This is a genomic window from Azospirillum sp. TSH100, from assembly GCF_004923295.1.
Lineage (GTDB): Bacteria > Pseudomonadota > Alphaproteobacteria > Azospirillales > Azospirillaceae > Azospirillum.
Genome location: NZ_CP039638.1, coordinates 440,425 through 459,567 on the forward strand (window position 1 = coordinate 440,425; position 19,143 = coordinate 459,567).

The window sequence follows — 19,143 nt, forward strand, 5'->3', positions numbered from 1 at the left end:
GACGACTGTTTTCGACGATGCTTACCCGTGACGATCGAGCCGAGTCCGTTCCCATGCCGATGCTTCCGCGGTCGCAGGCCGCTTTTTCTCCTCCGGACCAGACCGGCGACGGCATCGCGTCCGGCATGTCCGGCGCCTCGCCGGCCGACCGGCTGACGGCGCGCATCCAGGAGTTGGAAGCGGAGCTGCGGGAGTTGCAGCATCGCGCCAAGAACAGCCTGCAGCTGGTCATCAGCCTGCTGAAGCTCCAGGCTGGCCGCATCCGCGATCCCGACGCCCGCGCCGCCTATGAACAGACCATGGTCCGCATCGAGGCGCTGGCGATCCTCTATCGTCAGTTGCACGAAAGCGGCGCCGGCACCCATGTCGATCTCGGCCGCTACGTCACCGCACTCTGCGAAGCGGTGCGCGAAGGCACGCCCGGCGCGCTGTCGCGCGTCCCGGTGACCGTCAATTCGGACCCGATCCAGATCGGCCTGTACGAAGCGATGCCGCTCGGCCTCATCATCGCGGAGCTGGTGACGAGCTGCCTGCACCATGCCTTCCCCGACGACGGCTGGATCCGCATCACGGTGCGCCAGCAGGGCGACAGCGGCCGTGCCCGCCTGACGGTGGAGGACAACGGCCGCGCCCTGCCCGCAGGCTTCGACACCACGACGGAGGACGGCCTGATGCTGGCCGAGGCACTGGCGGGACAGCTGGGCGACACGCTGTCCACCGACAGCGACGCCGCCGGAACCACCGCCAGCGTCAGCTTCCCGGTTTAACAGCGCCCTGGCGCCATCAGTGACGGTGCCCGTCGCCATCCTCATGCTCATGGGGGTGCGCCGGCTCGGGCGCCGGTTCCAGCGTGCCGGCGAACCAGCCGCGGATCGCCCGCAACGGATCGGTTTCCGTCGTCGTCACCGGTTCGATGCCGCGGCGCTTCATGTGGGCGACGAAGCCGGCGCCGGACGGGCCGGTGACGACCACCCGCACCGCGTCGATCGGGTGGGGCCGGCCGTCGCCGCAGAGGTGCAGCACCTCCTCCTCCCCAAGTTCGATCCGGCCGGTCTCGACCGGGTCGCCGCCGGCCTCGGCCTCATAGACCAGAAAGCGGCGGGTACGGCCGCCATGGGTGGCGATGGTGGCGAAATCCTTGGTGCCGACGGCGATCTTCATGCTTTGCTGTCCCCTTGAAGGTGGTGCCCGGCGACCGCGCAGTCCTGCCACGCCCGGCCCTCCTTCCGCACTGAGCGAGGTCAATCGGCGGGCACGGAACTTCCCCCGCCGGATTTTTCGACCGTCAGCATGGCCTGGGTGGCTGCAATTCCCACGGGCTTTCACCAAATGGCGAAGGGTGGGGAAGGAATGGCCTTCCCACATGTTATGACCCAGGACACGCACCCGATCGGACGCCATGTACGCCCACTCGCCCCAGCCTCTGCCGTCAGCCGGACCACCGCCCGACCTCGCCGGGCCGGCCGGCCTGCAGCGGCCGATCCTGGAGCCTGGGCGGACCTGCTGGCGGGTGGAGGACACCGCGCGGCTGGGCGTGATCGTCGATGCCGAGGACTACTTCGCGCTGGCCAAGGCCGCGATGCGGCGGGCCCGGCGCAGCATCTACATGACCGCCTGGGATTTCGACGCCCGCATCCGCCTGATGCCGCAGACCCGCCGCCCGCGCCGGCCCGACCGGCTGGGCACGCTGCTGAACTGGCTGGCGACCACCCGGCCCGACCTGCACATCCATGTGCTGAAATGGGACTATGCCGAGCTGTTCGACCTCGCCCGCTGGTCACACCCCTTCATGCTGCGCAACTGGCTGACCCACCGGCGCCTGCAATACCGGCTGGACGGCGACCACCCGACCGGCGCCTGCCATCACCAGAAGCTGCTGGTGATCGACGACCGGCTGGCCTTCTGCGGCGGGCTGGACGTCACCGCCAACCGCTGGGACACCCGCGCCCACCATGCCCATGACCCGCGTAGGCGCCAGCCCGACGGCAAGCCCTACGAGCCGTTCCACGACGTGATGATGGCGGTGGACGGCGACGCCGCCCGCGCGCTGGGGGAGATGTTCCGCGACCGCTGGGCGCGCGCCACCGGCGAGCGGCTGACGCCCCCCGCCCCCTCTCCCGGCCGCCCGGCCCGGCGGCATCCTCTGGCCGCCGACCCCTGGCCGCCGGGCTTCGAGCCGATGCTGCGCGATGTGCGCGTCGGCATCGCGCGCACCGACCCAGCCTGCAACGGGCGCGAGGCGGTGCGCGAGGTCGAGGCGCTCCATCTGGAAGCCATCGCCCAGGCGCGCGAAGTGATCTATCTGGAAAGCCAGTATTTCGCCTCCACCGCGGTGGCCGAGGCGCTGAAGGCCCGGCTGGCCGAGGAGGACGGGCCGGAGGTGATCGTCGTCAATCCGGTGCGCACCACCAGCTGGCTGGAGAACACCGTCATGCTCGGCGCCCGCGCCCGGCTGACCCAGGAATTGCGCGAGGCCGACCGCCATGGCCGCTTCCGCCTGTTCGCCGCCCTGACCGACGGCGGCGCCTGCATCACCGTCCATGCCAAGGTGATGGTGGTCGACGACCGGCTGCTGCGCATCGGCTCGGCCAACCTGAACAACCGCTCCATGGGGCTCGACACCGAATGCGACCTGGCGCTGGAGGCAGGACCGGGGCCGGGGCATGCGGAGACACGCCGCGCCATCCTGCACACCCGCAACGACCTGATCGCCGAGCATCTGGGCTCCACGGCGGCGGAGGTGGCGGAGGCGCACCGGCGGCTGGGCTCGCTCGCCGCCGCCATCGACCAGTTGCGCAAGCCGATCGGCCGCACTCTGGAGCCGCTGCACGATCCTGAACCCGACGGGCTGGCCGCCGCGGTGGCCGACGCCCGCGTCTTCGATCCCGAGCACCCGGTCGGCGCGGTGGAGATCGTCCGCCGGGTGCTGCCGTCGCGCATCCCGCGCACCCGCCATTGGCTGACGCTGGCCGGCATCCTGGCGCTGCTGGGGTTGTGGGGCATGTGGCGCTACACCGCGCTGAAGGACTGGGCGACGCTGGAGTCGGTGCTGACCGTCTTCCACAGCCTGGGCGAAAGCCCACTGGCGCCGCTGTGGCTGATGCTGGCCTATGTCGCCGGCGGCTACGTGATGTTCCCACTGACCGTGATGATCGCCGCCACCGCCATCGTCATGGGGCCGTGGTGGGGCTTTCCCACCGCGATGGCCGGAGCGGTCGCCTCGGCGGTGGCGATGTTCTGGACCGGGCGGATGGCGGGACGCGACCTGCTGGACCGCCATGGCGGGCCGCTGATCGCCCGCATCAACGAGAAGCTCGCCGACAGCGGCATCGCCGCGGTGGCCGGCGTGCGCGCCGTGCCGGTGGCGCCCTATACGGTGGTGAACCTCGCCGCAGGTGCGTCGAAGCTGCGCTTCGGCGACTATGTGATCGGCACCATGGTCGGTCTTGCGCCCGGCATCCTTGCCTTCAACCTGCTCGGACGGCAGCTTGAGCGCACCATCACCGATCCCGGAGCAGGCGACATCGCGCTGCTGGTGGCGATGGCGGCGGTGGCGGTCGGGCTCGGCTGGCTCACCGGCCGGCTCCTCGGCCGTTCCGGCGGGGGCAAGACCGGTGAGGACCATAAAGACGACAGGTCAGACGAAAGGCCAAAGGGAAGGAATTTGGAACCGTGATCCGTTTCAGCCGCGACCGTGTCCAGCGCATCGCCGCCGCGTTGCGCGCCGCCCGCGCCCGCCGCCCCCGCCCTGCCGACCGCCGCAGCCTTCCCGTTCCCGACGGGATGGCGGCCCTCAGCGTCGCCACCTGGAACATCCACAGCTGCGTCGGGCTGGACGCGCGCTTCGCCCCCGACCGCATCGCCCAGGTGATCCGCGAGCTGGACGTCGACCTGATCGGACTGCAGGAGGTCGGCTGGCACCACCGCGGCGAATCGGGGATGGACCAGTTCGCCTTCCTGGAACGCAACACCGGGCTGACCGCCTATGCCGGCCCGACCAAGCACAGCGAGCGCGCCCATTACGGCAACTGCCTGCTGACCCGGCTGCCGGTGCGGTCGATGGAGACGATGGACCTGTCCGTCGGCAAGCGCGAGCCGCGCGGCGGCATCGACGCGGTGGTGGAGGTGCAGGGCCGTCCCGTCCGGGTGATCGTCGCCCATCTCGGCCTCGACCCCTGGGAACGGGCCAAGCAGGTCAGCGACATAGTGTCGCGGGTGGAAAGTCAGCCGGAGCTGCCCACCCTGTTCATGGGCGACCTGAACGAATGGACGCCAAGCTCTCCCCGGCTGCGCCAGCTGGCCTCCTCCTTCGCCGACGTCGCCAATCCGCGCAGCTTCCACGCCCGCATGCCGACCCTGCGGCTCGACCGCATCTATGTGACGGGAGGCCTGCAAATCCCCGCTTTCGAGGTGGTCCGCACCATCCTCACCCGTCGGGCATCGGACCATCTGCCGGTCCGCGCGGTGCTCGCCGTCCCCTGATCGTCGGGGGCCGCCCCATAACGTCAGTATGACCAACGGACTCATGCGCCGGGGTCATAGCGGGATCGTTGCGGTTGATATTTTTTTGTGCACCGCAATGTTCTTTCAACAACAGAGCTTTGCAAATGCGAAAAGGCTCTTGACCTATACGCAACCCCCGACGAAGGATATGGTTGGTAATACGATCAATATGTGGTCGAAGGAATGACCGACCCTGGCCGGCCGGGGGCAGCCGTGACGTGAGGATCTGACTTGCTGTATCACCTGTACGACATGCAACATGCCGCCATGCGGCCAATGCGTTTCTGGGCTGAAGCCGCCCAGCACACCTTCCAGAACCCGTTGATGCCGTTGTCCTACACCAAGCTGGGCCGGGCGGTCGCCGCCGGGGCCGAACTGGTGGAACGGACGACCCGCCGCTTCGGCAAGCCGGCCTTCGGGCTGGCGGAGACGGTGGTCGACGGTCGGACCGTTCCGGTCACCGAACGTTTCGTCTGGCAGTCCCCCTTCTGCAAGCTGCTGAACTTCGCCAAGCCGGAAGGCACGCCGCGCCAGCCGAAGGTGCTGCTGGTCGCCCCGATGTCGGGCCATCACGCCACGCTGCTGCGCGGCACGGTCGAAGCGCTGATGCGCGACCATGACGTCTACATCACGGACTGGATCGACGCGCGGCTGGTGCCGATGTCGGCCGGCCGCTTCGACCTGGACGACTACATCGACACGGTGGCGGAGCTGATCCGCTTCCTCGGCCCCAACACCCACGTCATTGCGGTGTGCCAGCCGGCCGTGCCGGTGATGGCGGCGGTGTCGCTGATGGCGGCGGCGGACGAGCCGGTTCAGGCGCGCAGCATGACCCTGATGGGCGGCCCGATCGACCCGATGGCCAACCCGACGACGCCGGTCAAGCTGGCGATGGAACATCCGCTGAAGTGGTTCGAGCGCAGCGTCATCACAACGGTCCCGGTCTATTATCCGGGCGCCTTCCGCCGCGTCTATCCGGGCTTCATCCAGCTGTCGGGCTTCATGTCGATGAACCTCGACCGCCACATCAACGAGCATGTCGGCCTGTTCCGCCATCTCGTCCGCGGCGACGGCGACTCGGCCGAGCAGCATCGCCGCTTCTATGACGAGTATCTGTCGGTGATGGATCTGTCGGCGGACTTCTACCTCCAGACCATCGAGACGGTGTTCCAGAAGCACGCCCTGCCGGAAGGCAAGATGGTCTCGCGCGGCCGCAAGGTTGAGCCGGCGGCGATCGCCAAGACCGCGGTGATGACGGTGGAAGGCGAGTTGGACGACATCTCCGCCCCCGGCCAGACCATCGCGGCGCAGCGCCTGTGCTCGTCGCTGCCGGACGGGATGCGCAAGACGCATTTCCAGAAGGGTGTCGGCCATTACGGCATCTTCAACGGCCGCCGCTGGCGCGAAAGCATCCTGCCGGAAATCCGCAGCTTCATCCAAAGCCACGATGGGCAGTGAAAACGAAAGGGGCGCCGAAAACCGGCGCCCCTTTCCCTGACGTCAACCAGCCTAAACTCTCAACCTCAATCCACCGCCTCAATCCACCATGGTCCGCGCCTCGGTGAACGCATCCATGTGCGTCAGCCCGGCGCCGCCACCCGCCTTCACCCGCATGCCGGCGGTGGCGAGATGGAACAGGTAGCCCAGCGCGAACAGCGCCACGAACAGCCCGAACACCAGCGTGTTGTAGTAGACCATCGTCACCAGGGCCAGCACCGCCAGCACCAGCGAGATCGCCGGGAACACCGGATAGAAGGGCGCGCGGAATGGACGCTCCAGCGCCGGCTCGGTGGCGCGCAGGCGGAACAGCGCCGCCATGCTCATGATGTACATGACGATGGCGCCGAAGACCGACATGGTGACGATGTTGGCGGTCAGCGGCTGGCCGCCGATCTGGATCAGCTCGTCGGAATAGATGGCGGCGATGCCGATCACGCCGCCGGCCAGGATGGCCCAGTGCGGGGTCTTGCGCGTCGGGTGCAGGCGGGCCAGAACCGGCGGCAGGAAACCGGCGCGGGACAGCGCGAAGATCTGGCGCGAATAGCCCATGATGATGCCGTGGAACGACGCGATCAGGCCGAACAGGCCGATCCACACCAGCATGTGCAGCCAGCCGCTCGATTCACCGACCACCGTCTTCATCGCCTGCGGCAGCGGGTCGTTGATGTTCGACAGCGCGTTCCAGTCGCCGACGCCGCCGGCGAAGATCATCGTGCCGAAGGCCAGCACCACCAGCGTCAGGATGCCGCCGATATAGGCGCGTGGAACCGTGCGCTTGGGATCCTTGGTCTCCTCGGCGGCCATGGCCGCACCCTCGATCGCCAGGAAGAACCAGATGGCGAAGGGGATCGCGGCGAAGATGCCGCCCAGCGCGTCCTTGCTGAAGCTGGCCTGCCCCGCCCAACCGTTGGCGGTGAAGTTGGCCCAGGAGAAGCCGGGATAGACGACGCCCATGAACACCACCAGCTCGATGATCGCCAGGATGGTGACGAACAGCTCGAAGGTGGCGGCGATCGACACGCCGGCGATGTTCAGCCCCATGAACAGGATATAGGCGCCGACCGCCGCGGTCTTCGGGTCGAGCCCCGGAAACTGCACGTTCAGATAGGCGCCGATGGCCAGCGCGATGGCCGGCGGGGCGAAGACGAACTCGATCAGGGTGGCGAATCCGGCGACGAAGCCGCCCTTGGGCCCGAAGGCGCGGTAGCTGTAGGCGAAGGGACCGCCGGCATGGGGAATCGCGGTGGTCAGCTCGGTAAAGCTGAAGATGAAGGTGGTGTACATCGCCGCGATCAGGATCGTGGTGACGAGGAAGCCCAGCGTCCCCGCCGCCGCCCAGCCGTAGCTCCAGCCGAAATATTCGCCGGAGATCACCAGCCCGACGGCGATGCCCCACAGATGGAGCCCGCTCAGGCTTTTGCTCAATTCAGGTGTCGTGTTCCCAGACATGTTGCCTCCTGCCCCTGTTCAAAGGCGGTTGATGCCGTTGGCGGCGCTTTCTCATGACCGGTCGGTCAGTTGGTTTTTCTGGTTGTCCGGACCGGCGAGCGACGGGGCGTCCTCCTTCAGGGCGACCCCCGTCAGTTTCAGCCGCGCCGCCTCGGTGGCGAGCCAGCACAGCTTGTCGGCGGCCGTCTGGATCGACAGGCCGTCGGCATGGATGTTCGATATGCAGTTGCGTTCGGAATCGGCGCGGCCGGGCCTGGGCTCCCAGGTCAGATAGACTCCCAGCGATTCCGCGGCCGACAGGCCGGGCCGCTCGCCCACCAGCAGCGCCACCAGCCGGGCGCCCATCGCCGACGCCACCTCGTCGCCCAGCGCGACGCGGGCCTGTTCCGCCAGCACCACCGGCCCGATACGCAGATGCCCCAGCCGCGCCATGCAGGCCTGGACCAGCGGCGCGGCGTTGACCTGCACCGCCGCGGCCGACAGCCCGTCGGCGATCACGAACAGCAGGTCCCACTCCCCCCCCGGCAAAGCGGCGGCGCTGACCGGATCGAGTCGACGACCAAGGTCGGGTCGCCGCAGATAGGTTGGCCGGTCGGGGGCGGCGCTGTGGACGCGGATGGTCTCCAGCGGCGACAGGTCGGCGGCCAGCCGGTCGAAATCGACGGCGCTATGGACGGCGTCGCGGGCGCGGGCATGGGCCAGCTGGAACTCCAGCAGCGCCTTGGTCGGCAGGGCGTCGCCGCTGCGGCCGAGCGCGATGCGGGCGCGGGTGGCGCTGCGGAAGCGCGCCCATGGATCCTTTTGGGTATCGCTCATCAGGCCGCACTCCCCAGCAGAGCGGAGACGACGAGGCTCTGATCGGGCCAGGGTGGCAGGCGGCGCCGCTCGTCGAGCCAGCCGGCCTTCTCCAGCCACGCCTCGAACTCCGGGGCCGGCGGGCGCTTCAGCAGGTGCCGCAGGCCGAGCACGTCGTGATAGGACAGGCTCTGGTAATTCAGCATGACGTCGTCGGCGCCGGGCACCGCGATCAGGAAATTGACGCCCGCCGTCGCCAGCATCGTCATCAGGACGTCCATGTCGTCCTGGTCGGCCTCGGCGTGGTTGGTGTAGCAGGCGTCGCAGCCCATCGGCACGCCGAGCAGCTTGGCGCAGAAATGATCTTCCAGCCCGGCGCGGGTGATCTGCTTGGCGTCATACAGATATTCGGGGCCGATGAAGCCGACCACCGTGTTGACCAGCAGCGGGTCGAAGGCGCGGGCGACGGCATAGGCGCGGGTTTCCACCGTCTGCTGGTCGACGCCGAAATGGGCGTCGGCCGACAGCGCCGAGCCCTGCCCGGTCTCGAAATACATGACGTTGTCGCCGATGGTGCCGCGCTTCAGCGACTTGGCCGCCTCCTGCGCCTCGGCCAGCAGCGACAGGGTGACGCCGAAGCCGGCATTGGCCTTCTCGGTGCCGGCGATGGACTGGAACACCAGATCGACCGGCGCCCCGCGCTCCATCGCCTGCATCGTCGTGGTGACATGGGCCAGCACGCAGGACTGCACCGGAATGTCGAAGCGGGTGCGCACGGCGTCCAGCATTTCCAAGAGCGCGATGCAGGCCGGCACATTGTCGGTCGCCGGGTTGATGCCGATCACCGCGTCGCCGATGCCGTAGAGCAGCCCGTCCAGCGTCGAGGCGGCGATGCCGGTCGGGTCGTCGGTCGGGTGGTTGGGCTGCAGGCGGCTCGACAGCCGCCCCGGCAGCCCGACCGTGGTGCGGAAACGGGTGACCACCGAGCATTTGGCAGCGACGCTGACCAGATCATGGTTGCGCATCAGCTTGGACACAGCCGCCACCATCTCCGGCGTCAGGCCGGGGGCGAGCGCCGTCAGGGCGGAGGTGTCGGCCTGATAGGACAGCAGCCAATCGCGGAACTGCCCGACCGTCATGTGCGCCACCGGCCGGAAGGCGTCGGCATCGTGACGGTCGATGATCAGGCGGGTCACCTCGTCGGTCTCGTAGGGGACCAGCGCCTCGCTCAGGAAGGTCTTCAGCGGCAGGTCGGCCAGCACCATGCGCGCCGCCACCCGCCGTTCATCGCTGTCGGCGGCGATCCCAGCCAGCTCGTCCCCCGACCGCCGCGGCGAGGCGCAGGCCATCACCGCCTTCAGGTCGTCGAAGCGGTGGCGCTGCCGCCCCAGATCGCAATGGTACCCAGCCATCCCGGCCTCCCGCCCGTCTCATCCTGCGACGAGAGTGGCACGGGCGACGCGGCAGGCAGTTGACCGTAGAACACAAAATGCGGAGATCGCCGTGGCGATTTACCTCTTCCGCGCAGGCTGAAGCCCAAGCGTGACCGTCGGCGGAGCAATCGGTCAGGCGGGCGAACCCGAAGCCCGGCCGTACCGTTTCCTATCGCACCGCAGCGTGGCGCCCACGATCGCCGCGCATCATAAGCGAAGGAGTCTCTAGATGCTGACGTTGTTGCGCACCGCCGCCCTGGTTCTTCCGCTGGTCGCCGTGGCCGCCTGCCATCAGGAAGGTCCGGCCGAGCGCGCCGGCGAGTCGATCGACAAGGCCGGCCAGAGCGTCAAGGACGCCATCGATCCGCCGGGCCCCGCCGAAAAGGCCGGCCGCGCCATCGACCGGACGGTGAACTGAGCCGCCGCCGGCTAGCGGGCGGCGAAATCCCGCCCCCGTCCGCCGGGCTGGACGCCCGACACCTCCAGCAGCAGCTTGCTGAGAATGGCGTCGGCGAAGGCGTCGAAGTCGCGGGCGGGCACGAGAAAGGCGCCGGGCCCGCCGATGACATGGTCGCGGTAATAGGCTTCCAGGTCGTTCGGGGCCGCGCCGCCCCACGGGTTGGGACGGTCGTTCAGGATCGGCAGCCCATTGATGGTGACGCCGCGGGCGACCGCGGCGTCGCGCGCCTCCTCCACCGGACGGCCACGGTTGTTCTCGCCGTCGCCGGAAATGTCGATGACCCGCCGCGTGCCCTCGAAGCCGTTGTTGCCGAACAGCGGGACGGCGAAGTCGATGACCGCGCTGATCGAGGTCCATTGCTCCGTCATCATCGGCGCCTCCGCCACGCTGGCGGCGAAGCGCTCGACGCTGGCCGGATCGCTCAGTTCGGTCCAGCCGACGACGATGTGCTGGTGGCTCTCGCCCGCCCATTCCACATAGGTGGCGCTGATCCTGCCGAACGGCCCGCCGCGAATCGCCGCCTGCACCTTCGGATTCAGCAGAGCCTGGACGTAGCCGTTGCGCTGAAGCTTCGCCTCGTCGGGGTCGACGCTGCCGGACACGTCGATTGCCAGAACCAGTTCGACGTCCACCGGCGTCTGCGCGGCGGCCGGAACCACGGATGCGGGCAGGTATGACAGGGCGAGGATCGCAAGACGGGCGACCGCCGGCGCGGACGCACGGATCAGGGAGTGGGCCAAGAGACGGTATGCACGCATCCGCACCCTCCATCCAGCCACCGGTTCCGGCCAAGGCGCCGGACGAAGGATTGAGGATTGGTATGCGAACGTTCCCTGTCTATGCTTCACAGGACGATTCCGACGCCGCCGGAGGACCAGTGCGGGGTACTCCGTCGCCGGAATGATCCCTGAACGCCAGGAATGTGCAGGCGGACCGCGGGTAACGGATGACAAAGCCAAGGTTGCCTGCATAGGTTAAGCCCTAAGGGGTAAGCCGTCAGGCACGGCGTTATCCTGTGCCGCCAACCTCCCCGTTCAATGTCCGAAGCAGCCATCGACGTGCTCCCTGGTCGTTTGCTCCCCGTGCCCGCTGCGGCATCCTCGTCGCGATGGACCCGCCGGCTGCTGCTGTCCGCCTGCGCAGTGCTGTCGGCCGGGCTGCCGGCGCTCGGCGCGGCGCAACCATTGACGACGCCCGCACCGATCGCTGCCCCTATCGCCTCCCTGGACGCCGTTGCCGAGTTGCCGGCCCCGCCCGCCCCCATCCATGCGGCGGAGCTGATGGCGCCTGACCGGCCCAAATCCGACCGCCCCAAACCGCAAGCCCAGGCCCAGCGGATCGCCATCAGGCCACCCGATGCGCCGAACGCCGACCCTCAGGCAGCCGAAGCCAGGGCCGCCGCCGCGAAAGCGGCGAGAGCCGCCAGGATGGCTGAAGCCAGGGCGGCCGACGAGCAGATCATGAACAGCCGCGCCGCAGACAGCCGGCCGGCCGAAGGACAGACCGCCTGCGCCGACCATGAGCCGGCGAGCCAGCCGGTGCTCGACGCCCTGTTCGGCGGGGAGGTGGCTTTCGCCGAGCTGGTGCGCCGATCGCCGGCCGAGGCCTTCCGCTGCTCCAGCCTGTTCCCCGGTGACGCCGCGCTCGCCGCCCTGCGCGACGCGGTCCCGCTGGCGCCTTTCGATGCGATCGGTGCCGCCGACCAGTTGAGCACCCGTCCCGGCGGAGAGGGGGTCATCGCCAGCGCGCTCGATCCAGGCCTGCTGACGCGCTCGCTCGACGGCGGCATGCCCTTCTACGAGACCCGGCACGAGTTGCGCAAACGCCTGCCGAAGACGGATCTCCAGGCTCTGGAAATTCGTGCGGCGAAGGCATTGGCCGTGTCGCTGGCGCGTGACCCGGCGGGAATGGCGCCGAAGATCGGCGCGCTGCTCGACGACATGGTCGACGATCCGCCGGCCGACCGCTTCCGCATCACCATGGCGCTGTCGTCGGAGGATCTGCTCGGGCTGATCGCGCGGACCGGGCCGCAGATCTACACCTCCTCGCTCGACGGGCTGGTCAACATCCTGCGGATTCAGTTGAAGCTGGAGAAGCGCAGTTTCCTCGACCTCGCGCGCGAAGAGCGGACGCGGCCATTGTGGGCGGAATTCTTCGTCGCGGCGGTCGGTGGCGGACGGGCGGCGAGTGTGTTCGGCACCAACCCGGCCATGGCGCGGGACCTGATGCGCGAGAGCCTGCGGGCTCTTCTGCCGGTCGACGGCAAGCCTCCGGCGATCGACACCGCGGTGGTGATCGGCGCCCTGGCCGACGCCATGGACCTCGACAATCCCGCCATCCGCGCGGCGCTCGAGGATGAGCTGGCCGCCCGCTACCGCGCCGCGGGGCAACCGCCGGCCAAGTCCGGACTCCAGGAGGTTTCCGTCCGGAACGGGGCCAGCGATGCGCTGGCCCGGAGCGGGACCAGCGATGCGCTGGCCCGGAGCGGGACCAGCGATGCGCTGGCCCGGAGCATGATCGGGTTGGCGGGCAGCCTGCACGCGGCACGCCTGTCCGGCCGGCCGGCCACCCCGGCCTTCGAGGCCGAACGCTTCCTCCAGAACCATCCGCTGGCCGCCCTGCCGGTCCTGAGCGGAGAGCGCCTGTTCCACAACGGCCTCAACGTGCAGCGGATGACCTTCTACGACGATCCCGACGGCCGGGCGTCCTTCCGCGGCTTCCTGCGCCAACATCGGGCGCAGGGCTGGGCGCTCCACGCCCAATCCGGCTTCGCCGTCGCCATCAGCCCGGAACGCAACGGGCGCCGGATCATCATCGTCGCCGACATACCCGGTGCCGGCGATGCCGGACGGGCCGCCGCCTGGGACTGGATGGCGCGCGAGGGGCTGACCCCCTCCATCGTCGTCCATCGCGGCCACAGCTATCACGAAGACGCCACGATGACGGAAATCGCGCCGGGCACGGCGCTGGTCTTCTGGGGCTCCTGCGGCGGACACACGCGGCTGCGCGCCACGTTGGAACGCGCGCCCGACGCGCTGGTGCTGGCGACGCAGAACATCGGCGTGTCGACGGTCAACGAGGCCCTGCTCGGCATCATGGAGGAGCGGCTGCTCGCCGACGGCGGCATCGACTGGAACGCCGTCTGGAAGGAGGCGCGCAGCCGGATCCGCGACCGCCGCTTCGCCTCCTACAAGCGGCCGGACCATGATTCGGCGAATCTCGCCTTCCGTGCCTGGCAGGTCCAGACGGCGTCGCACTGACCCGCATCGGACAGCGGGTCCCAAAAGCATGGCTGTGTTTCGCCGGCACCGCTTGCAGCGGAACCGGTCGCATGATGCTGTGGTGTGGCCAATTGTCGCCCACCCCCCGGCATCCATCCGGTATCGAGGTTTCCAGCCATGACGTGGCAAACGCTCGCCTTCTTCTTCGCCACCGCCTTCGTGATCTCGATGACGCCGGGGCCGAACATGCTGTTGGCGATGAGCCTCGGCCTGCGGTTCGGCGCGCGCCGCGCCGCCTGGGGCGGGGTCGGCATGTGCGCGGCGCTGGCGGTGATGGCGGCCCTGTCGGCCTTCGGGCTCGGCGCCCTGCTTTCCACCTCGGTCCTGGCTTTCGAGATCGTGCGCTGGGCCGGCGTTGCATATCTGACCTGGCTCGGCATCGCCGCATGGCGGGCGCCGGTGCAACAGCCCGGCGAGCGTGACGCAACGGCATCCGCCTCGGGGGAGGGCACGCCCGTCCGCCTGTTCCTGCGCGGCGCGCTGGTCGCCTTCAGCAACCCGAAGGCGCTGGTCTTCATGGGCGCCCTGTTCCCGCAATTCATCGACGCCGCCGCCCCGCTGGCTCCGCAACTGATGGCGCTGGTGGCCACCATGGTGGTGATCGAGTTCGGCTGGATCATGGCCTATGCCACCGGCGGCGACCGTCTGGCGGCGAAGCTGACCACCGTGTCGGCGGCGAAGTCGCTGAACCGCCTGACCGGCGGCCTGATGATCGGCGCCGGCGGCCTGCTGGCGCTCGCCCGACGCGTCTGACCGCTCCACTTCCCTCCCGGAAAAGAAAAGGGCCGCGCAATTGCGCGGCCCTATAGTTTAGGGAGGAAACGCCCCGAGAATGGGCAGGGCCAGAATATGCTGCGGCGCACACGAACTGGTATTACCAATGCTGAATGGTAGCCATGCGCCTTGGGAATGGCCCCATGCAGCAATATGCGTTGTCAGCAATAGAACACCGCTCCGGTTACAAAAATTTAACAGAATCGCCGCGCCTCGGTAATCGGTCACGCCACTAATGCTTCGGTTCGCCACCTCTGCCGAAAGGCTTACTCCCGGCAAAGGTGGTGGTGCGAAACATCCGGCCGAGGAACGGTGCGATGGCGATCCCAGTCCTGCGCAGCCTGACGCTGAAGCAGGCGATTCACGCGGTACTCGCCGCCTTCGTCATCGGCCTGACCATCAGCGCTGCCGAATTCGCCTGGACCGCCACGCGCGAACGGACGATGGCGCTGGCGCAGGTGAAGGATATGGTCGCCCTGGTGGAGGGGCCGGCCGCCACCGCCGCCTGGCTGATCGACGGCGAACTGGCCGGAGAGGTTTTGCAAGGCATGGTGCGGGCCAACGCCGCCTGGGCGGAGATCCGGCTGGGAGACGGCACCCTGCTCGCCCGCCGCGAACGCCCGGCCAGGCCGCCGAGCCTGCTGGCGCGGGCGGCGACGACCCTGCTGTTCATCGACCGGCCGATGGTGACCCACGACCTGATGACGCCGGCGAGCGGGACCAGGGTTGGGGCGGGGGCGGCCGGCGCTTCCCGGATCGGCCGGCTGTCCGTCGGCATCGACACCGGGCGGGCGGCCTCCGCCTTCCTCGCCTATGTCTCGGCGGCGCTGGTGGCGGGGACCCTGCGCAACCTGCTGATCGGGCTGGCGATGGCGGCGGTGTTCCATCGGCTGCTGACCCGCCCGCTGTTGCAGATCGGCCGCGCGGTGGCGCGCATCGACCCGGAAAAGCCCTATGGCCAGCCGCTGGCGGTGCCGCGCGGCCACGCCGACGACGAACTTGGCTTCGTCATCGCCCGCTTCAACCACACGCTGACCCTGCTGGAGCGCGAACATGACGAGTTGCGGCGTCTGGCGACCCGCTGTCCGCTGACCGGGCTGGCGAACCGGGCGCTGCTGCTCGACCGGCTGGACCACGCCATCGAACTGGCGAACCGGGCGCGCGAGCCGGATGCCGGCCGGCTGGCGGTGCTGTCTGTCGACCTCGACCGCTTCAAGCGGGTGAACGACAGCCTGGGCCACGGCGTCGGCGACCTGCTGCTCTGCCGGGTGGCGGAACGGCTGGGCGCCAGCGTGCGCCGCTGCGACACCGTCGGCCGGCTGGGCGGCGATGAGTTCCTGGTGGTGCTGGAACGCGTCGCCGACCGCGACGAGGCGGCGATGGTGGCGCAACGGCTGCTCGACGGCCTGTCCTCCCTGCGCGAGGTGGGGGAGCATCGCGTCCACCTGACCGCCAGCATCGGTATCGCCATTCACCCGGCCGAGGAGAATGGGGAACCGCCCGACAGCACCGGCCTGATGCGGATGGCCGATTCGGCGATGCAGGCGGCCAAGACGGCGGGCGGCGACCGTTTCGTCTTCTACACCCGCGACATGACCGACCGGGCGGAGACCCGGCTGCGGCTGGAATCCGGCCTGCGCGAGGCGGTGGCGGCGCGTGCCTTCGAGCTGGTCTATCAGCCGAAGATCGAGGCGGCGGGCGGCCGGCTGACCGGCTTCGAGGCGCTGATCCGCTGGCGGCACGAAGGGACGGCGGTCTCCCCCGCCGATTTCATCCCGGTGGCCGAGGATACCGGCCTGATCATCGAGATCGGCCGTTGGGTGCTGGAGGAAGCCTGCCGCACCGCGACCCGCTGGGCGCTCGACCACGGCCCGGTTCCGGTGGCGGTCAACGTCTCCGCCCGCCAGCTTGCCGATCCCGGTTTCGCCCGGCTGGTCGAACAGGTGTTGCAGCGCCACGGCACCCCGCCCCACCTGCTGGAACTGGAGATCACCGAGACCGTCATCATGAAGGACGTGCGCCACCATCTGCCGACGCTGAACCGGCTGCGGGCATTGGGGGTGCGCATCGCCATCGACGATTTCGGCACCGGCTATTCCTCTCTGGCCTATCTGCGCCAGCTGCCGGTCGATGTGCTGAAGATCGACCGCAGCTTCGTCAACGACCTGCCGCACGCCCCCGACATCGCCTCCACCGTCATAGCACTCGCCCAGCGGCTCCTGCTGTCCACCGTGGCGGAGGGGGTGGAGACCGCCGAGCAGCGCCATTGGCTGGCGGAGGCGGGATGCGACTGCCTGCAAGGCTATCTGATCTCGCGCCCCCTGGCGGCCGAGGCCGCCGAGGCGATGGTGATGGCCGCTTTCGCCCGCGACGAGGCGCTTCCCTTGAGCGCTTGAGGCCGGAGGTTCGGTCAACGCGGGGCGGAGGTCCGGTCAAGACAGCCCTCCGTCGGCCGGTTATGGTCGCCCCCTTCGCGCCAACCGACCGATCGTCCGATGACCGTCTCCTCAGCCCCCTCTTCCGCCGTGCCCGACCGCCGTTCCGCCAACCGCGCCACGCTGGTCGGCTTCATCGCCATCCTGCTGTGGGCGACGCTCGCCCCGCTTGCGACGCTGGCCTCCATGGTCCCGCCCTTCCAGCTGGTGGCGACCTCCTTCCTGCTGGCCTTCCTGGTCGGCTGCGGCTGGACCGCCTCGCGCGGCGACAACCCGTTGCGCTATTTCCGCCAGCCGGTTGCAGCCTGGGCGCTGGGAGTCGGCGGGCTTTTCGGCTTCCACTTCCTCTATTTCATGGCCTTGCAGGCGGCACCGCCGGTCGAGGCCAACCTTATCAATTATCTGTGGCCGCTGCTGATCGTGCTGTTCTCCGCCCTGCTGCCGGGGGAACGGCTGCGCTCCTGGCATGTCGGCGGCGCCGTCGCCGGGCTGGCCGGCACCGCACTGCTGATCGCCCGCGGGAGGAATGGCAGTTTTTCCATCGACCCGGCGCATCTGCCCGGCTATGCCGCCGCGCTGGCCAGCGCCGTCACCTGGGCCGGCTATTCGGTGTTGCGCCGCCGGCTGGGCCAGATCGGCGAGGCGCCGACCGACGCGGTCAGCGCCTTCTGCCTCGTCACCGCGATCCTGTCGCTGCTCTGCCATCTGGCGCTGGAACAGACGGTATGGCCGGAGACCGCCGCCGGCTGGGGGGCGATGCTGCTGCTGGGGCTGGGACCGGTGGGGGCGGCCTTCTTCGTCTGGGATTACGGCGTGCGCCACGGCGACATCCGGGCGCTGGGGGCGCTGTCCTATCTGGCGCCCCTGCTGTCGACCCTGCTGCTGGTCCTGTTCGGCCTCGCCCCCAACTCCAGCATCATCTGGCTGTCCTGCGTCCTGATCGCCGGCGGATCACTGCTCGCCAGCAAGGATCTGCTGAAGCGGAAGGGTTAAGCCTCCACCCCCTGCGCGGCGGACGCGACGTCGTGGCGGGCGCGGTCGGCGCTCGCCAGACCGTTGAAGTACCAGTTCAGCGCCACTGCGGTCAGCGTTCCCAGCAGGATGCCGCTGTGCAGCAGCGGCGACAGGACGGCCGGCATCTGCGAGAAGAACTTGTCGGACACCAGCGGGATCAGCCCGACGCCGACGCTGACCGCCACGACGATCAGGTTCTCGCGCCGGTTGGCGAAATCGACCTGCGCCAGGATCTTCACCCCGGTGGCCGCCACCATGCCGAACATCACCAGCCCGGCCCCGCCCAGCACGAAGGCCGGCACAGACGCCACCACATGGGCCAGCTTCGGCAGCAGCCCCAGCAGCAGCAGGATCAGCCCGCCCGCCGCGCAGACCCAGCGGCTGCGCACCCCGGTCACCCCGACCAGCCCGACATTCTGCGAGAAGGAGGTGTAGGGGAAGGTGTTGAAGACACCGCCGATCAGCGTGCCCAGCCCATCGGTGCGCAGGCCGCGGACCAGATCCTCCCGCGTAACCGGTCGGCCGACCATGTCGCCCACGGCCAGGAACATGCCCGTCGATTCGATCATCACCACGATCATCACCAGCGACATGGTCAGGATGGCGACCGGATCGAACACCGGCATGCCGAACTGGAAAGGCTGGACCAGCGCCACCCACGGCGCCTCGGCCAACCCTTTGAAATCGACCATGCCCAGCGCCATCGCCAGCACCATCCCGGCCACCAGCCCCAGCAGCACCGCGACGTTGCGGACGAAGCCGCGGCCATGCTTCATCAGCGCCAGGATCGCCAGCAGCACGAAGGCGGCAACCCCCAGGAAGGCCGGGTCGCCGAAGCGCGGGTTACCGACCCCGCCGCCGGCCCAGCCCACCCCGACCCGCATCAGCGAGACGCCGATGATGGCGATGACGCTGCCGGTCACCACCGGCGGAAACAGCGGCAGAAGCCGGCCGACCAGCGGAGCCGCCAGCATGGCGAAGATACCCGATCCGATCACCGCGCCGTAAATCCCCAAAAGTCCGAGCGACGGGTTGGTCGCCATCGCCACCATCGGGCCGACGGCGGCGAAGGTGACGCCCATCATCACCGGCAGGCGGATGCCGAACCGCCAGAATCCCACCGCCTGGATCAGCGTGACCACACCGCAGGCGAACAGGTCGGCGTTGATCAGCATGGCGACCTGGTCCTTGGGCAGCTTCAAGGCACCGCCGATGATCAGCGGCACCGCGATGGCCCCGGCATACATCACCAGCACATGCTGCAACCCCAGCGCCAGCAGCCGCCAGGGCGGCAGAAGCTCGTCGACCGGGTGAACGTCTGCGGGATGGGAATCGGGGGTGGCGGCGCTCTTCATGGCGAAAGCCTCGCTGTCCGGTAGGTCGACTTCATTCTGCATGGGGCGTGCCGCCCTGCCGCCCTGCGGATCCAGCGGCATCAACCCTTTCGCTGCACAAGGTTTAGGCACATCAAGATCGCGGCTGCCCGCGCAGGTGGCAAA

General features: G+C 69.0%; 15 protein-coding genes. 9 read left to right on the plus strand and 6 right to left on the minus strand.

Annotated features, from left to right (window positions below):
* The first annotated feature begins 53 nt into the window (after positions 1 to 53).
* Positions 54 to 767 (plus strand): sensor histidine kinase, encoded by a 714-nt coding sequence (locus tag E6C72_RS27420; protein ID WP_247875722.1) that lies wholly within the window; start codon positions 54 to 56, stop codon positions 765 to 767.
* A 16-nt stretch (positions 768 to 783) separates the two neighbouring features.
* Here the strand turns inward: E6C72_RS27420 and E6C72_RS27425 are convergent, their stop codons facing one another.
* Positions 784 to 1,161, minus strand: a complete 378-nt coding sequence (locus tag E6C72_RS27425) for a NifB/NifX family molybdenum-iron cluster-binding protein (protein WP_109085961.1) — start codon at positions 1,159 to 1,161, stop codon at positions 784 to 786.
* 238 nt (positions 1,162 to 1,399) lie between these two features.
* Here E6C72_RS27425 and E6C72_RS27430 point away from each other — a divergent pair, with 238 nt between their 5' ends.
* The 3 genes from E6C72_RS27430 to E6C72_RS27440 all read left to right on the plus strand — a co-directional run bounded on the left by E6C72_RS27430 (position 1,400) and on the right by E6C72_RS27440 (position 5,961).
* A complete protein-coding gene (locus E6C72_RS27430; RefSeq protein ID WP_109085960.1) occupies positions 1,400 to 3,676 on the plus strand; it encodes a VTT domain-containing protein in 2,277 nt (758 codons plus the stop codon).
* Positions 3,673 to 4,482 (plus strand): endonuclease/exonuclease/phosphatase family protein, encoded by an 810-nt coding sequence (locus E6C72_RS27435; protein WP_109085959.1) that lies wholly within the window; start codon positions 3,673 to 3,675, stop codon positions 4,480 to 4,482. The genes E6C72_RS27430 and E6C72_RS27435 overlap by 4 nt, the downstream gene beginning before the upstream one ends.
* A 252-nt stretch (positions 4,483 to 4,734) precedes the next feature.
* The gene (locus E6C72_RS27440) at positions 4,735 to 5,961 is read left to right on the plus strand and encodes a polyhydroxyalkanoate depolymerase (RefSeq protein ID WP_109085958.1); all 1,227 of its coding nucleotides are present in this window, start codon (positions 4,735 to 4,737) and stop codon (positions 5,959 to 5,961) included.
* Positions 5,962 to 6,039: 78 nt separating this feature from the next.
* Here E6C72_RS27440 and eat read toward each other — a convergent pair whose 3' ends face one another.
* From eat to E6C72_RS27455, 3 genes are read right to left on the minus strand one after another with little or no spacing between them, the layout of a single operon-like run.
* Positions 6,040 to 7,452, minus strand: a complete 1,413-nt coding sequence (gene eat / locus E6C72_RS27445; protein ID WP_109085957.1) for an ethanolamine permease — start codon at positions 7,450 to 7,452, stop codon at positions 6,040 to 6,042.
* Positions 7,453 to 7,503: 51 nt separating this feature from the next.
* Positions 7,504 to 8,268, minus strand: coding sequence for an ethanolamine ammonia-lyase subunit EutC (gene eutC / locus E6C72_RS27450; protein WP_109085956.1), 765 nt, complete (start codon positions 8,266 to 8,268; stop codon positions 7,504 to 7,506).
* Entirely contained in the window at positions 8,268 to 9,659 is a 1,392-nt protein-coding gene (locus E6C72_RS27455; protein WP_109085955.1) for an ethanolamine ammonia-lyase subunit EutB, read from the minus strand. Before E6C72_RS27455 ends, eutC begins: the two co-directional genes overlap by 1 nt.
* Before the next feature lie 250 nt (positions 9,660 to 9,909).
* On the opposite strand from E6C72_RS27455, the gene E6C72_RS27460 reads away from it, so the two are divergent.
* Positions 9,910 to 10,098 carry a hypothetical protein gene (locus E6C72_RS27460; RefSeq protein WP_109085954.1) on the plus strand — a complete coding sequence of 63 codons (189 nt, stop codon included), beginning with the start codon at positions 9,910 to 9,912 and terminating at the stop codon, positions 10,096 to 10,098.
* A gap of 11 nt (positions 10,099 to 10,109) precedes the next feature.
* On the opposite strand, the gene E6C72_RS27465 is transcribed toward E6C72_RS27460, so the two are convergent.
* Positions 10,110 to 10,898, minus strand: a complete 789-nt coding sequence (locus tag E6C72_RS27465; protein WP_109085953.1) for a DUF1194 domain-containing protein — start codon at positions 10,896 to 10,898, stop codon at positions 10,110 to 10,112.
* Between the two features lie 324 nt (positions 10,899 to 11,222).
* Here E6C72_RS27465 and E6C72_RS27470 point away from each other — a divergent pair, with 324 nt between their 5' ends.
* The 4 genes from E6C72_RS27470 (at position 11,223) to E6C72_RS27485 (ending at position 17,623) form a co-directional block, all read left to right on the plus strand.
* On the plus strand, positions 11,223 to 13,400 hold the full coding sequence (locus E6C72_RS27470) for a hypothetical protein (protein WP_247875721.1): 2,178 nt from the start codon (positions 11,223 to 11,225) through the stop codon (positions 13,398 to 13,400).
* 138 nt (positions 13,401 to 13,538) lie between these two features.
* Positions 13,539 to 14,174 (plus strand): LysE family translocator, encoded by a 636-nt coding sequence (locus E6C72_RS27475; protein WP_109085952.1) that lies wholly within the window; start codon positions 13,539 to 13,541, stop codon positions 14,172 to 14,174.
* A 338-nt stretch (positions 14,175 to 14,512) separates the two neighbouring features.
* On the plus strand, positions 14,513 to 16,591 hold the full coding sequence (locus tag E6C72_RS27480) for a bifunctional diguanylate cyclase/phosphodiesterase (RefSeq protein WP_109085951.1): 2,079 nt from the start codon (positions 14,513 to 14,515) through the stop codon (positions 16,589 to 16,591).
* Positions 16,592 to 16,690: 99 nt separating this feature from the next.
* Positions 16,691 to 17,623: a DMT family transporter gene (locus tag E6C72_RS27485; RefSeq protein WP_109085950.1), complete on the plus strand. Its 933-nt coding sequence runs from the start codon at positions 16,691 to 16,693 to the stop codon at positions 17,621 to 17,623.
* Here E6C72_RS27485 and E6C72_RS27490 read toward each other — a convergent pair.
* Positions 17,620 to 19,041, minus strand: coding sequence for a nucleobase:cation symporter-2 family protein (locus E6C72_RS27490; RefSeq protein ID WP_282183291.1), 1,422 nt, complete (start codon positions 19,039 to 19,041; stop codon positions 17,620 to 17,622). The genes E6C72_RS27485 and E6C72_RS27490 overlap by 4 nt on opposite strands.
* Positions 19,042 to 19,143: the final 102 nt, after the last annotated feature.

Excerpts from the sequence above, each read along its gene's own strand:
- E6C72_RS27420 (WP_247875722.1), top strand. The coding sequence starts at position 54 with ATGCCGATGCTTCCGCGGTCGCAGGCCGCTTTTTCTCCTCCGGACCAG.
- E6C72_RS27425 (WP_109085961.1), bottom strand. The coding sequence starts at position 1,161 with ATGAAGATCGCCGTCGGCACCAAGGATTTCGCCACCATCGCCACCCAT.
- E6C72_RS27430 (WP_109085960.1), top strand. The coding sequence starts at position 1,400 with ATGTACGCCCACTCGCCCCAGCCTCTGCCGTCAGCCGGACCACCGCCC.
- eat (WP_109085957.1), bottom strand. The coding sequence starts at position 7,452 with ATGTCTGGGAACACGACACCTGAATTGAGCAAAAGCCTGAGCGGGCTC.
- eutC (WP_109085956.1), bottom strand. The coding sequence starts at position 8,268 with ATGAGCGATACCCAAAAGGATCCATGGGCGCGCTTCCGCAGCGCCACC.
- E6C72_RS27455 (WP_109085955.1), bottom strand. The coding sequence starts at position 9,659 with ATGGCTGGGTACCATTGCGATCTGGGGCGGCAGCGCCACCGCTTCGAC.
- E6C72_RS27460 (WP_109085954.1), top strand. The coding sequence starts at position 9,910 with ATGCTGACGTTGTTGCGCACCGCCGCCCTGGTTCTTCCGCTGGTCGCC.
- E6C72_RS27465 (WP_109085953.1), bottom strand. The coding sequence starts at position 10,898 with ATGCGTGCATACCGTCTCTTGGCCCACTCCCTGATCCGTGCGTCCGCG.
- E6C72_RS27475 (WP_109085952.1), top strand. The coding sequence starts at position 13,539 with ATGACGTGGCAAACGCTCGCCTTCTTCTTCGCCACCGCCTTCGTGATC.
- E6C72_RS27480 (WP_109085951.1), top strand. The coding sequence starts at position 14,513 with ATGGCGATCCCAGTCCTGCGCAGCCTGACGCTGAAGCAGGCGATTCAC.
- E6C72_RS27485 (WP_109085950.1), top strand. The coding sequence starts at position 16,691 with ATGACCGTCTCCTCAGCCCCCTCTTCCGCCGTGCCCGACCGCCGTTCC.
- E6C72_RS27490 (WP_282183291.1), bottom strand. The coding sequence starts at position 19,041 with ATGCAGAATGAAGTCGACCTACCGGACAGCGAGGCTTTCGCCATGAAG.